The organism is Arthrobacter sp. Cza30, assembly GCF_059090765.1.
The window spans coordinates 381,869-396,179 of sequence record NZ_JBNHGA010000005.1 but is presented as its reverse complement, the minus strand read 5'-3'; the positions used below and the strand labels follow the sequence as shown (position 1 = coordinate 396,179).

At 68.7% G+C, this 14,311-nt stretch carries 10 protein-coding genes and 1 tRNA gene; 8 read left to right on the top strand and 3 right to left on the bottom strand.

What is annotated here, in order from left to right; translation table 11 throughout:
* The first annotated feature begins 153 nt into the window (after window positions 1-153).
* From AC5RVZ_RS19060 to AC5RVZ_RS19045, 4 genes are all read left to right on the top strand, one after another.
* Entirely contained in the window at window positions 154-1,287 is a 1,134-nt protein-coding gene (locus tag AC5RVZ_RS19060; protein WP_494067296.1) for a YlbL family protein, read from the top strand.
* Window positions 1,288-1,558: 271 nt separating this feature from the next.
* Window positions 1,559-4,483, top strand: coding sequence for a UPF0182 family membrane protein (locus tag AC5RVZ_RS19055; protein ID WP_494067295.1), 2,925 nt, complete (start codon window positions 1,559-1,561; stop codon window positions 4,481-4,483).
* Window positions 4,484-4,528: 45 nt separating this feature from the next.
* Window positions 4,529-4,605, top strand: a tRNA-Met gene (locus AC5RVZ_RS19050).
* A 201-nt stretch (window positions 4,606-4,806) separates the two neighbouring features.
* Entirely contained in the window at window positions 4,807-5,970 is a 1,164-nt protein-coding gene (locus tag AC5RVZ_RS19045) for a hypothetical protein (RefSeq protein ID WP_494067294.1), read from the top strand.
* A gap of 113 nt (window positions 5,971-6,083) precedes the next feature.
* On the opposite strand, the gene AC5RVZ_RS19040 is transcribed toward AC5RVZ_RS19045, so the two are convergent.
* Complete coding sequence (locus AC5RVZ_RS19040) at window positions 6,084-6,851, bottom strand: PspA/IM30 family protein (protein WP_494067293.1); 768 nt, start codon at window positions 6,849-6,851, stop codon at window positions 6,084-6,086.
* Between the two features lie 74 nt (window positions 6,852-6,925).
* Window positions 6,926-8,983, bottom strand: coding sequence for a TPM domain-containing protein (locus AC5RVZ_RS19035; RefSeq protein WP_494067292.1), 2,058 nt, complete (start codon window positions 8,981-8,983; stop codon window positions 6,926-6,928).
* Window positions 8,984-9,322: 339 nt separating this feature from the next.
* Between AC5RVZ_RS19035 and AC5RVZ_RS19030 the strand changes: the two genes are divergently transcribed.
* The 4 genes from AC5RVZ_RS19030 to AC5RVZ_RS19015 all read left to right on the top strand — a co-directional run bounded on the left by AC5RVZ_RS19030 (window position 9,323) and on the right by AC5RVZ_RS19015 (window position 13,615).
* Entirely contained in the window at window positions 9,323-10,897 is a 1,575-nt protein-coding gene (locus AC5RVZ_RS19030) for a S1C family serine protease (protein WP_494067291.1), read from the top strand.
* A 157-nt stretch (window positions 10,898-11,054) separates the two neighbouring features.
* Window positions 11,055-11,870 (top strand): electron transfer flavoprotein subunit beta/FixA family protein, encoded by an 816-nt coding sequence (locus tag AC5RVZ_RS19025; RefSeq protein WP_494067290.1) that lies wholly within the window; start codon window positions 11,055-11,057, stop codon window positions 11,868-11,870.
* Window positions 11,871-11,903: 33 nt separating this feature from the next.
* A complete protein-coding gene (locus tag AC5RVZ_RS19020) occupies window positions 11,904-12,848 on the top strand; it encodes an electron transfer flavoprotein subunit alpha/FixB family protein (RefSeq protein WP_494067289.1) in 945 nt (314 codons plus the stop codon).
* A 14-nt stretch (window positions 12,849-12,862) separates the two neighbouring features.
* Window positions 12,863-13,615 (top strand): PIG-L deacetylase family protein, encoded by a 753-nt coding sequence (locus AC5RVZ_RS19015; RefSeq protein WP_494067288.1) that lies wholly within the window; start codon window positions 12,863-12,865, stop codon window positions 13,613-13,615.
* A 60-nt stretch (window positions 13,616-13,675) separates the two neighbouring features.
* On the opposite strand, the gene AC5RVZ_RS19010 is transcribed toward AC5RVZ_RS19015, so the two are convergent.
* Complete coding sequence (locus AC5RVZ_RS19010; protein ID WP_494067287.1) at window positions 13,676-14,260, bottom strand: anti-sigma factor; 585 nt, start codon at window positions 14,258-14,260, stop codon at window positions 13,676-13,678.
* Between the last annotated feature and the right edge of the window lie 51 nt (window positions 14,261-14,311).

Below are 14,311 nucleotides of genomic sequence, written 5' to 3'. Positions count from 1 at the left end.
TCGCGCCGGGGACGGGCAGTTCGCTCAAGGCCGAGCAGGCGCAGCACCACCGATGCCGGGCCGACGGCGTACGCTAGAGCAGGCGCCGCGAGCGCCCCGGGCGGCAGCGCGTGTAGGTGCACGGCCCGGACAGCTGCGGGAGGGAACCACCAGGTGACACAGTCCACCAACAACGGCACGGAGCACGGCACGGACGGCTGGGCCGGCAACGCTCCCGGCCCGCAGCCGGCTGCGCAGCGTACCCGAAACCGCAGGCAACCGGTCATGGCTGCCGCCGCCGTCGTTGCCGTGGTGGCCGGTGCGGCAGGGCTGGCGCTGCCGGCGGGCTACGTCATCGAGACGCCCGGTCCTGCCATCAACACCATCGGCGAGGTTTCCGGCACCCCGCTGATCGAGGTTCCGGACCGCCCCACCTACGAGACTTCCGGCGCCCTGGACTTGACAACGGTGTACGTGGAGGGCGGGCCCAACTCGAACGTCAACATGCTGCAGGTCCTGGCCGCCTGGCTCCACCCCCAGCGCAGCGTAGCGCCGGCCGACCTGGTCTACCCGCCGGACGTGACGCAGGACGACATCCAGCAGCAGAATGCGGCATTGATGGCCTCGTCGCAGGAGTCATCGATCGCGGCGGCGCTGACCCAGCTGGACGTGGAGTACTCGCAGACCCTCTCGGTGGCCGACTTCACCCCGGACGCGGCGGCGGCAGGAGTATTGGAACTGCAGGACGCCATCCGGACCATCAACGGCCGGCCGGTCACCGGCATCGAGGTGCTGCGCGAGGAGCTCAACGCCAGTGCCGGTGCCCCGGTCGAACTGGGCATCGCGCGCGACGGCCGCAAGGAAACCGTGGATGTGGCGCCGCGGGCCAACGACGACGGCGACTACCAGCTGGGCGTCCTGCTGGGCACCGAATTCGACTTCCCGTTCGAGGTGAAGATCCAACTGGACAACGTGGGCGGCCCCAGCGCCGGCATGATGTTCGCGCTGGGCATCATCGACACCCTGACGCCAGGCGAGATGACCGGCGGCAAGCACTTCGCGGGGACCGGCACCATTGACGCCGAGGGTACCGTCGGGCCGATCGGCGGCATCCGGCAGAAAATGCTGGGCGCGCGAGAGGCCGGCGCCACCGTCTTCCTGGCGCCGGAGGCTAATTGCGCGCAGGTCGCCGGCCACGTCCCGGAGGGCCTGCAGGTCGTGTCGGTGGCGACGCTGGACGACGCCGTCGAGGCCGTCACGGCGATCGGCGGCGGCGGCGATGCGGCCGCCCTGCCCGGCTGCAGCTGATTCGTTTCAGCGGCGGCGCGGTCACATTCCGGCAACGGTGCCGGACCGTTCCCGCGCCGCGGTTCGCCGGGGCCGGTGTTGACAAGGCAGAATGGGAACGGAACCCTCCGAGACCGCCGTTCGTGGCATCTAGGGGGAGTGTCCCCGCAGCGGCGGTTTCGCCGTGATGCCACGCATGCAGACAACGAGGTAACGAGTGACGTTCGGACAAGACCGGTCTTACGGCGACCGGCCAACACCGCTTAACAGTCCTGGCAAGAAACGTTCCGCATTGGTGCCCACCCTGATCGTGGTGGCCGTCCTGGTGGTGGGCTTCGTCTTCTTCTCCCAGATCTACGCAGACATCCTCTGGTACAACCAGCTGGGCTACCTGGAAGTCATGCTCAAGGAAACCGGCACCAAGATCGCCATCTTCCTGATTGCCTTCCTGATCATGGGCCTTGCCGTCTACTTCAGCCTCCGGCTGGCATACCGTTCACGCCCGGTGTACGCGCCGGACAGCTCGCTGCAGGACAACCTGAACCGTTACCAGCAGCAGCTGGAGCCGGTGCGGCGCCTGCTGATGATCGGCATCCCGGTAGTGCTCGCCGGTTTTGCCGGCACCGCCGCCGCCTCGGCGTGGCAGACCGTCCTGCTGTTCTTTAACCAGCAGCCGTTCGGCCAGACCGATCCCCAGTTCGGCCTGGACTTCAGCTTCTACATGAACACCCTGCCGTTCCTGGGTTTCATCAACGGCTTCCTGATCAGCGTGGTGCTGATTGCCGGCATCGCCGGGCTGCTGACCCACTACCTCTACGGCGGGATCCGGCTGGAGGACAAGGGGTTCTTCGCCTCCACCGCGGCGAAGATCCATGTGGGAATCTTTGCCGCGCTGTTCCTCATCCTGCAGGGCGTCAACTACTGGCTGGACCGGTACGCCACCGTGCAGTCCGATGCCGGAAACTGGACCGGTGCGCTGTACACCGACGTCAACGCCGTGATTCCCACCAAGGCTATCCTCGCCGTCGCCGCTGTGCTGGTGGCCATCCTCTTCATCGTCTCGGCCTTCATCGGCCGCTGGCGGCTGCCGATCGTCGGCACGGCCATGCTTGTCGTCACCGCCATCCTCGCCGGCGGGGTCTACCCGTGGATCGTCCAGCGCTTCCAGGTGATCCCGAATGAGCAGGACGTCGAGGCCCAGTACATCGAACGCAACATCGCCCTGACCCGCCTGGCCTACGGGCTGGACGACGTCCAGACCATGAACTATGAAGCCGTGGTGGAGGCAGAAGCCGGCGCGCTGCGCGAGGACGCCGAAACCACGGCCAATATCCGGCTGCTGGACCCGAACCTGGTGTCGGACGCGTTCGCGCAGCTGGAACAGTTCCGCCAGTACTACCAGTTCGACGAGACGCTCAACGTGGACCGCTACACGGTCGACGGCGAGGTGCAGGACACCGTCATCGCCGTCCGCGAACTGAACACCGCGGGCGTGCCGACCGGCTGGGTCAACGAGCACCTGCTCTACACCCACGGCTACGGCGTGGTTGCGGCCGCGGGCTCCCGCGTGGAGCCGGACGGCAAACCGTCCTTCATGCTCTCCGGAATCCCGTCGCAGGGCGTGTTGGGAGACGATTCGACCTACGAACCCCGGATCTACTTCGGCGAGGCGTCTCCGGACTACTCGATCGTCGGTGCGCCCGAGGGCAGCTCCCCGATCGAGATCGACCGGCCGCAGAGCGCCAATGCTGAAACCGATACGCGGAACACGTTCGACGGCGACGGCGGCCCCAACATCGGCAACTGGTTTAACCGGTTGGTCTACGCCCTGAAGTTCCAGTCGACCGACCTGATGCTGTCGGACGCGGTCAACTCGGAGTCGCAGATCCTCTACGACCGGGATCCGCGCCAGCGGATCGAAAAAGTTGCTCCGTACCTGACGGTGGACGGCAACGCCTACCCTGCCATCGTTGACGGCCGGGTGAAGTGGATCGTAGACGCCTACACCACCAGCGAGCACTTTCCGTACTCGACTCCCCAGCAGCTGGAGTCGGCGACCATCGACTCCGGGACCACCGGGGGCGCCACCGTGGCGCTGCCGGCGGAGGAAGTCAACTACATCCGCAATGCCGTCAAGGCCACCGTGGACGCCTACGACGGGTCCGTGAACCTGTACGCCTGGGACGACCAGGATCCGCTGCTCAAGGCCTGGACGAATGTGTTCCCGACGACGATCAAGCCGTACAGCGAGATGTCGGCCGACCTGATGGCCCACGTGCGTTACCCGGAGGACCTGTTCAAGGTGCAGCGGGAGCTGCTCACCCGGTACCACGTGACCAACGTCAACCGCTTCTACGAGAACTCCGATGCCTGGAGTGTTCCCACGGATCCGACGCTGGGCGAGGGTTCGACCGTCAAGCAGCCGCCGTACTACCTGTCGCTGCAGATGCCCAACCAGGATGCGGCGTCCTTCTCGCTGACCACCCCGTTCATTCCGTTCGCCGTTCCGGGCGAGCAGGCACGCAACGTGCTGTACGGGTTCCTGTCAGCCAACGCGGACGCCGGCACCGGCGAGGATGGCGTGAAGTCCGAGGACTACGGCACGCTGCGGTTGCTCGAACTGCCGCGCGATATCACTGTGCCCGGTCCCGGCCAGGCACAGAACCTGTTCAACTCGGACACCGAAGTGTCGCAGGCGCTGAACCTGCTGCGCCAGGGGGCTTCCGAGGTGAAGAACGGCAACCTGCTCAGCCTGCCGGTCGGCGGGGGCATGCTGTACGTGCAGCCGGTCTACGTCCAGTCCTCGGGCGCTTCCTCCTACCCGATCCTGCGCCGGGTACTGGTGAGCTTCGGCGAGGAAGTCGGCTTCGCGCCGACGCTGTCCGAAGCACTGGACCAGGTGTTCCAAGGCGACTCGGGCGCCACCACCGGCGACGAAGAGAACGTCGGGGAGACACCGGCGACACCGGATGCTCCGGAGACCAGCGCCGAGGAGGATCTGCAGGCGGCCCTGCAGGCGGCGCGCACCGCGATCCAGGAGGGACAGGCCGCGCTGGCGGAGGGCGACTTCGCCGCGTACGGCGAAGCCCAGGAGCGGCTCCAGGCCGCGCTGCAGGACGCCATCGACGCCGAGGCGGCGATCTCCGGAGGCACCCCCGAAGGCGGAGCCGACGGGGCGACGGAGCAGCCTTCTCCGGAGGCGACCGAGGGCAACTGACCGATTTGCTTCGCTACCCCGCGGCCGGTAATGTATTCACTGCGCCGCGGGGTGGAGCAGTTCGGTAGCTCGCTGGGCTCATAACCCAGAGGTCAGAGGTTCAAATCCTCTCCCCGCAACCAAGAGCAGGGCCCCGTCCGATGTCATGTCGGGCGGGGCTTTTGCGTGCCCGAAGCCGCAAGCCGGACCGGCTGTGCCCGGGCCGCAAGCCCGGGCCGCAAGCCGGACTGGCTGTGTCCGAGGCCACAACCCCGCCCGGTAGAATGGTTTCACCCGTCCCCGATTTTCCTCGGAAAGATCGTTGTTGTCCCATGCTGGAATCAGTGAGCAGCTACGCCCTGGCCGCCGGAGTGGCAGCCCTGTTCAACCCCTGCAGCCTGCTCCTGCTGCCGACGTGGCTCCTGATGGTCGCCGGCAACAGCTGGCACAGCACGGCCGCTGACGCCGTGCGCCGGTCCGCCGCGACGGCGCTGGTCTTGACCGGCGGCTACACGGCGTCGTTCTCGTTGGCGCTGCTGGCGGCAGGTGATCCGGCGACCCATGCCGAAGCCCTGGCCTACATCTCGGCCGGGACCGGGATGCTGTTGGTCCTGCTCGCGTCCTTCCTGGTGGCAGGAGGGCGGGTCCGGCTGTTGCAGGCAGCGGCGGCGGGAGGCGGATCATTCGTCCGGCTCGGCGCGATGGCTGTTGCCGGTGCGGTGATCGGGCTGGCCTCGCTCGCGCCGCAGCTGCCGGAATTGCTGGCCGCGGCCGGCGAACAGGGCGGCGCGGAAGCCCCTGTCGCCGGCATGGCCGCCTATGTCCTGGGCCTGCTCGCCGGTTTCGGCCTGCTGTGCGCCGCCGCATCCTCGGTCGGGGCCGCCGCCGGCCGGCGATGGCCCGAAGCGTGGACCCTGGTGGAAAGAGCCCAGGGCTACCTGCTGCTGCTCGCCGGGCTGGGCACCGCCTACTACGCCTTCTTTGCCGTCCGGAATGCCGAGGGGCACGAGGTCGAGGACCGGCTGATCGATGCCGCGCACGGCGTCCACGGGTTGCTCACCGACGTGCTGTACGCAGTCCCCGCCTGGTTGGTTCCAACTGCCTACCTTGCACTGATCGGCTGGCTCCTGCTGCGCAGGCGGCGGACCGGGCCCCAGGATCCTGACTCCGGGCATGACCAGGCCGCGACCCCTGCTCCCGCCGTGGCGCCGGCCGCACCGCCTGCTCAGGCCCCTGCTCCGGCCGCACAGCCTGCTCCTGCCGTGGCGCCGGCCGCACCGCCGGCTCCGGCGGTGTCCCGGGAGGGGGCCCGCCGTCGTCCGCCGCCCCAGCAGGACGGGGGAGTGGCCCCAGGGCCCCGGGAGCGGAGCGCCGGTGTGCCGGACGCAGCCGAGCACCGTCCCCGGCATTACAACCCCAAAGCCCTGCGCCGCGCGCGGATCCCCGCCTCCCGCCCGGGCCGTTTCAACGGCCGCCGCCTTCTCCGGGCCTTGAAGCCGCGCCGTTAACGCGATCGCACTGGCCCGGAAAAGCAGGACCCGGCCCGTCAGGAAAGGCTCCGGGCCACACCGGGATGGTGCGGCCCGGAGCCATTCATGCCCGGGCGGCCGGAGGGCTGTACTCAGTAGCTCTCTGAGGTAGTTTCCTTACCGGCCTCCAGCGACGACGGGGCCGGGCTGGTGCCGGACTTCAGGGCTGCCAACCGTGCCTCCACCTCCGTCTGCTCGCCGAGGTCTTCCAGGCTCTCGAACTGGGTGTCCAGGCTGGAAGCGGCCAACTCGGCCTGGCCGCGTACCTTTGCCTCCTCGCGGCGGATCTTCTCCTCGAAGCGGCCGACTTCGCTGGTCGGATCCAGAATGTCGATGCTCTTGATGGCGTCGTGAACCTGCGACTGGGCCTGCGCGGTCTTGGCGCGGGCGATCAGCTCATCGCGCTTGTTCTGCAGCTCATTGAGCTTGGACTTCATCTGGTTGAGTCCCTGCTTGAGCTTTTCGACGATTTCGGTCTGCGAGGAGATCGTGGGCTCGGCGCCCTTGGCTTCGTTCTCGGAGGAGATCTGGCGCTGGATTGCCACCTTCGCGAGGTTGTCGAACTTTTCGGCGTCGGCGGCATGGCCCGAGGTGCGGTATTCGTCGGCCTTTCGGCTGGCGGCCAAGGCCTTGTTGCCCCAGCTGCGGGCGTTCTCGAGGTCTTCGTTGTAGTCGTCCTGCAGCATGCGCAGGTTGCCGATGGTCTGCGCGACGGCGCTTTCGGCTTCGGCAATGTTGTTCGTGTAGTCGCGGACCATCTGGTCCAGCATCTTCTGCGGATCCTCCGCCTGGTCGAGCAGGGCGTTGATGTTTGCCTTGGCCAACTGTGCCATGCGGCCGAAAATTGAGTGCTTTACCACGGTGATGCCTTTCGATCGGGATTACTCGAACTTTGCCTTCCAAGCAGCCAAGGTGGCTGCCCGGTCTGTCTGGTCTAGAAGCCGCCGCCGGCGCCGCCGTCGCCGAAGCCACCGAAGCCGCCGCCGCCACCGCCGAAACCTCCGAAGCCGCCGCCGCCGAAGACGTCACCGCCTCCGCCGCCACCGAAGATTCCGCCGCCGCCGTGCGAGCCGTGTCCGCCGTGCAGGATGGAATCGATGAGGATGCCGCCGAGGATCGCCCCGCCCAGGCCGCCGCCCCGACCGCCGAACATGCCGCCGCCGCCGAAGCCGCCCATGCCGCCGCCGAAGCCGTCCACATCCTCCTGGGCCATCTGGCTGGCCTGCTGCGCCAGGGCATTGGCCTGGCGGGCGTAGTTGAGCGCCTGCTCAGGATCCGAGTCGGCGATGGCCAGCGCATGGTCGAGGTTCCGTTCCGCCTCCGCCAGCCGGGTGCGTGCCTCGCTGCGAACGCCGCCGCGCCGCGCCTGAATGTAATCCGAGGTGCCGGAGATCTGGGCCTGCGCGGACATGATGGCGTGCTGCAGGGCCTCGCGGGCACGCCGGTTGCGGTCCTCGGCGTCCCGGATCCCGGAGAGCGAGGCGTCCAGGGGCTCCATGGCTGCCTCCAGCCGCTGCACCATCATGATCGGGTCGACGCGTCCCCCGGCAACCTCCTGCCGGACGGCGGACACCGCCGCTTCCAGCCCGGCCAAGGGGCCCGTCAGCTCGGGATGCTGCCCGGACGCGATGATGGCCCTGGCCTGGGCGATGTCCTGGGTCGCGTCGGCGATGGTGCGTTCCATGCTCTGCCGGGCGTCCTCAAGATCCTTGGCCGTCCTGGCGATGGCCTCCAGCAGGATGTTGGCCTGGTGCAGGCTCTCCTCGGCGGCGCGCACGGCAATCACGGCGGCGCTGCGGTCTCCTTCGTCGAGTTTGTCCTGCGCGGTGCTGGCCGCGTTCCCGACGAAATCCAGCCGTTCCCCGGCCTGGCCGATGTTGTCGGCTACCTGTTGCAGCGCGCTGTCGGCAAAGCGGGCGCGAAGCTCCCGCAGCCGGGCCGTGCCATCATCCAGCCTGCCGCGGGTTTCCCGGGCGGCGGCCCGAGCCTGCTCGAGCGCCTGCGGTGCGGTTTTTTCCAGCTCCCGCAGCGCGTCGAAGTCCTCTTTGTGTGCCTGGAGGGAATCGTTGACCGCCTCGCAGCGGCGGATGATGTCGCCGAGCCAGGCGCGCTGCTCTTCTTCGGTGTCCGGAATATGGTCATCGAGCTGCTGCTGCAGCTTAAAGGACTCCATCATGTGGGACTTGGCCGCGGTGATGTCCTGGCGGAACGGCTGCACGGCTTCGTCGCCGTACTGGGCCATGGCGAAGCCCAGTTCCTGCTCGCTCGACTTGATCGCGTCGTCGGCGGCCACCAGCAGGCTGCCGGCCTTCTTGCGAAGGTCCTCCACGGACATGGCGTCATGCGGATCCAGCGGCCGGCCGTCCGGGCCGGTCTGCAGCTGCGGCTGCGGGCGCTGGCTCTTGTTCCGCTTGGACCGCGCATACAGCAGCGCCGCGCCGCCGCCCACCACCACGACACCGCCAATGAGCAGCACCGGGCCCAGCGAGCCGCCACCGGAATCAACGGAACCGTCGCCGCCGGTCGCGGCGTCCTCGACCCCCGCCACGGCGGTCAGCGCGGCCCCCGCCCAGTCCGCTTCGCCGAGGGCCGGCCGGATGGATTGCGCGATGTTCTGGTCCCGGGAGACGACGGGATTGCCTTCGGCCGACTGGAACAGGTATTCGCGGCCGTCGACGGCAACGGCCAGCAAGCTATCGACGGAGCCCAGCGAGTTGAGCTCGGCCGTGTCCAGCACCCACTGCTTGCGGTCGGTCGGCTCGGTGAATTCATCCACGAAGACGATATAGACGTTCAGGCCTTCGGACTGCTGCAGCTCGCGCACGGCGTCCTCGACCTCGGCCGTCCGGCCGCCCAGCACACCGGCCTGGTCCACCACGAACTCGCCCGGCGGAATATCGACCGGCGGCACCGCATGCGCCAGCGCCGCGGGCGCGAGGAAGACTGCCGTCAGGCCGGCTACGGCCGCCAGACGCCTGAACGGTGAGCGCATAAAGGTCCCTTCAGCAGCAAGCTGGGGCCGTGGCGCCCCGGCTCGTCGGCGTGGTCCTGGCCCCGGCCGGGGCGGATCCACCCACTCGTGATTCTATGGTCCTGCGTTTGACACCGTCCACCACAGCCCTCCGCCCGCGGCGAACACGGAGCAGCTGCTTCACCGGATGTGGCAGACGACGATTCATCGTTTGACACCAAAGCCGGGCGTGAGCAGGCGTCGGGCGGGGCCGCGACCGCCGTGGACATACGGCTGGTTTCCAGTTTCCTTACAGGAAACGTGCGACGTTATCCCAGCGAAGCCGTGCATAGTGGAATGCAGACCCAGAAAGGACCTGCCATGAGCGAGAATAACCAGGAGCCGCAGCAGCGGCCCGCCCGGCCGATGCCACCGCTGCCGCAGAATCCGCCGGCCTTCCGTGCGGGGGAGCAGCCGGCGGCAGCCGACGAGACCCAGCCGTTCCGCCGCCCGGTACCGGAAGCTGCGCGGCAGGTCCCGGCGCAAGACCAGGCCCGGCAGGAGCCCCAACACCACGCCCCGCAGCAGCCCCGGTACGGCCAGCACGCCCCGGGCACCTTCGGCCAGTATGCCGTGCCGTCCTACGGCCAGGAGAACGCGGGCAGCCCTGCCAGCTACGGAGGCCAGGGCCACAACTCCGGATACGGGAGCGGAAGCCCCGGGCAGGGGACCGGCTACGGAAACCCGTCCGGCGGGCGGCCTGCCGGGGCGGGCACCAGGAAGCGTTTTGGCACCGGGACGCTGATCGCCGGCATGTTGCTGGCAGGCCTGGCCGGCGGTGGAGTCGCCGTGGGCTCCCAGGCGCTGGCGGACGGCTCGGCGGGCACCTCCATCACCGGCAGCGGGCCGGAGCAGCTGATCGTGAACAACACGGACTCGGTCAACGAGATCGCCGCCGCGGCGGCCAAGGCCTCGCCGAGCGTCGTGACGATCTCGGTGGCCAGCGGCAACACGGGCGGATCAGGATCGGGCATCATCCTGGACACGGAGGGGCATATCCTCACCAACGCGCACGTGGTGACGCTGGGTGGCCAGACGGCCAACCCCGACGTCGAGGTGCGCACCAGCGACGGCGGCGTGCACAAGGCCAAGGTGATCGGCACCGACCCCTTGTCGGACCTGGCCGTGATCAAGACCAATGCCAAGGGCCTCACGCCGGCGACGTTTGCCGACTCCGACAAGCTCAATGTCGGCGACACCACCATCGCCATCGGAGCGCCGCTGGGCCTGGCGGGCACCGTCACCGACGGCATCGTGTCCACCTTGAGCCGCACCATCAGCGTCTCGTCCTCCGCCGTGCCGGAGGATTCCGGCGACAGTGCCCAGCCCGGGCCGGGCGACCAGTGGAACTTCCAGTTCCCGGGCGAGGAACGCTCCTCGAACCAGGGCAGCATTTTCCTGAACGTCATCCAGACCGATGCGGCGATCAACCATGGCAACTCGGGCGGTCCGCTCGTGAACACCAACGGAGAGGTCATCGGCGTCAACGTGGCCATCGCTTCCTCCAGCGAAGACAGCGGCAGCATCGGCGTGGGCTTCTCCATCCCGAGCAACTACGCGCAGCGGATTGCCCAGGAGCTGATCGAAGACGGGACGGCGAGCCACGGCCAACTCGGTGTGACGGTGACGGCCAAGCCCTCCGGCAACTCCTCCGGCAACACCCAGTTCTCCGTGGGCGCGGCCGTCGTGGAGGTCGTTGAGGGCTCGCCCGCCAAGGAGGCCGGCCTGCGGAAGGGCGATGTCATCACCCGGGTGGAAAACCGTGTCATCGGCGACAGCCAGTCCTTGACCGCGGCCATCCGCGAACATGCCGCCGGCAGCACCGTGCAGCTCACCTACCTGCGCGGCGGCGAAGAACGCACCGTCGACGTGACCCTGGGCGAAGGCCAGGCCTGACCGCACGTCCCCGGTGAGGCACCAGCCCCCACCGGGGTGGCGCACACGGCAGCCCCGCAGGTGTTTACCGCCGCGGCGTTGCCGGTAAGGTTAGGGTGTTTGCAGCGGCCCGCAACACCCGCGCGGGCCGTGGACGGCGGAAGGAAGTTCAGCGAGGATGCAAAAAGCAGCAGGCACAGCCTTGAACATCGTGGTGCTGGTCAAGCACCTACCGGACGCACAGTTCGACCGGCACCTGACCGGCGATCCGGCAACGGTGGACCGCTCGGAGAGCATCCTGTCCGAACTGGACGAATACGCCATCGAAGCCGCCCTGCAGTTGGCGGAGGAGCGCGGCGGCCCGAAGGCCGGCAACCGGGTGATCGCGCTGAGCATGGGCCCGGCAGCGGCGGCCACCGCGGTGAAGAAGGCGCTCCAGATCGGCGCCACCGAAGGCATGCACGTAAACGATGATGCCCTGGCCGGCTCGGACGCCGCCGGGACGTCGCTGGTGCTGGCCGCCGCCGTCCGCAGCCTCGGCGACATTGACCTGGTGCTCACCGGCATGGCCTCCACCGACGGCGAAACCTCGCTGGTTCCGGCGCAGCTGGCCGAGCGCCTGGGCCTGCCGCAGCTGACCTTCGCCGCCAGCCTGGAGGTCGACGGGACCACCGTGCGCGCCCGTCGGGACGGCGATACCCACGCCGACAGCCTGGAAGCGGAACTCCCCGCGGTGGTATCGGTCACCGACCAGATCAATGAACCGCGTTACCCGAACTTCAAGGGCATCATCGCCGCCAAGAAAAAGCCGGTGGCCACCGTGTCGCTGGCGGACCTGGGCATCGAACCCGGTGCGGTCGGCACGGCGGGTGCCTGGACGGCCGTCGCCAAGGCAGAAGCGCGGCCGCCGCGGTCGCAGGGCACCATCATCACCGATGAGGGCGACGCCGGGATCCGCCTGGTGGACTTCCTGGCCGCCCAGAACCTGCTCTAGTCCGCCACGGAAACCGCGAAGGATATCGGCACCATGACTACTGTTCTTGTCTTCATCGACCGTCCCGGTCACGCCCTGCACAAGATTCACCGGGAACTGCTCACGCTCGCCCGCAGCATCGGAGAACCGCTAGCGGCATTCAACGGCGATCTCACCGACGCCCTGCGGACCGAGCTCGGGGAGTACGGCGCGGGCACCGTCTACGTACCGGCCGCTGACGTGGACGGCGCCCTGGTGGCCCCGAAGGCAGCCTTCCTGGCGGCAGCCGTGCGCCAGGCCGCTCCGGCCGCGGTGCTGCTGGACAACACGTTTGAAGGCAAGGAGATCGCCGCCCGGGCCGGCATCAAGCTGTCATCCGGGGTCATCACCGACGCCATCGACGTCTCGGCGGACCTGACGGTGACCAAGAGCGTGCTGGCCGGCGCCTATACCGTGCAGGCCAATGTCACCGAAGGCACGCCGGTCATCACCGTGAAGGCCAATGTTGTGGCCGAGGCTCCGGCGGCCCAAGCGGCGGCGCCGCAGGTCGTGACGGTCGACGCCGGGGACTTCGGCCCCGCCGCCCGCATCACCGAACGCACCGAGAAGGCCGCCACCGGCCGTCCTGACCTGACCGAGGCACGCGTCGTCGTGGCCGGGGGCCGCGGCACCGGCGGCGATTTCGCGCCGATCGAAGACCTGGCCGACGCGCTCGGCGGGGCGGTGGGTGCCTCCAGGGCCGCCACCGATGCCGGCTGGATCGAGCACTCGGCGCAGGTGGGCCAGACCGGCAAGACCGTCTCGCCCCAGCTGTACATTTCCGCGGGCATCTCCGGGGCCATCCAGCAGAAGGCCGGCATGCAGACCGCCAAGGTGATTGTTGCGGTTAACAACGACGCCGACTCGCCGGTCTTCGAGATCGCCGACTTCGGCATCGTGGGCGACCTGGCCACCGTCTTGCCGCAGGCCGCCGCCGAGATCCGCCGGCGGAAGGGCTAGCGGCGGTGACAGCGGTGACAGCGGTGACAGTCGAGGAATTCCGGCCGGCACGCGTCCTGGTCTTTGCTGCGCACCCCGACGACCTGGACTTCGGGGCCGCCGGCACCATTGCCCGCTGGACCGCGGCGGGCGTGGAAGTCAGCTACTGCATCATGACCGACGGCGATGCCGGCGGCTTTGACGACGCCCAGCGCGCCGGCATCGTCGAACTGCGGGCAGCCGAGCAGGCCAAGGCCGCGGCGCTGGCCGGCGTCACCGACCTGCATTTCCTGCATCAGCCCGACGGCTACCTGGAGCCCACCCACGACGTGATCCGCCAGGTGGTGGAGCTGATGCGCCGCATCCGGCCCGACATCGTGCTGTCCATGCATCCGGAGCGTGCCTGGGACCGGATTCAAAAAAGCCACCCGGACCATCTGGCCTGCGGAGAAATCGTCACCCGCGCGATCTACCCGGCCGTGGAAAACCCGTACGCCTATCCCGAACTGCTCGAGGCAGGGCTGGCCGCCTACAAAGTGCCGTTCCTGTGGTTCTACGGCGGGCCGCGGGAACGCGAGAACCACTACGTGGACATCACCGACCACGTGGACACGAAGCTGGCCGCCATCCGGATCCACGCGAGCCAACATCCGGACCTGGCCGCGATGGACGCCCGCGTGCGCCAGAACCTGGCCGAGAACGCCATGCGCGGCGGCCTGCCCGGACGCAGCGCGGAAGCCTTCCACGTGGTGGGGATCAATACCCCGGAAACCATCGCCGGATTCTGACGCAGGCCGCCCGCCGGCCGACCTGCCGCCCACGGCGGCACGGTGGCCGGCGGTGCCGGGCTACGGCGTGGCGAGCGGAATGACGACGGCGAACGGCAGGCTGGGGGATTCGGCCCCGCCGGGTGCCTCGATGGAGACGGCCAGTTCGCGGCTGGTGGAGATGCCGTCGATAACCACCGGCTTGCCCGAGGTGATGTCGGCGGCGTCGATGGTGCCGGCCGACACCGGCGCCGAACCGTCCACCGGAAGCCGCCAGACCTGGTACGTGCGCCCCTCGGACGCCTGGACGCCGTGGAACGTCAGGACGGCGGCGTTCTCGCGGAGCGACACCGAGGCGTCCACGGTGCCGCCTCCCTCCAGTTCCTGCTGGCTGGCGACGACGTCCGCGGCAGCCGTGACGTCCTGGTCCGAGGTTCCGCCCAGGGTTTTCGCTACGGCGATGGCCCCCACCACCACGACGACGGCAGCCAGGGCAAGCAGCAGCCATTTGGTGACGGCCGGCATCGGCCGCCGCTCGGTGTCTTCCGATCCGCCGGTGAGCTGGTCGGCGTGCAGCACGGAGACATCGTCATCCGGTGCGTAGTCGTTGTCCCCGGTGGAGTTACCGGGGCTGGCCAGGCGATCAGATGGCTGGGGCGTATCCATAGGATTCAAGTCTATCCGCCCATGCCGGAGGCAGGGTCCAGCCCGACACGC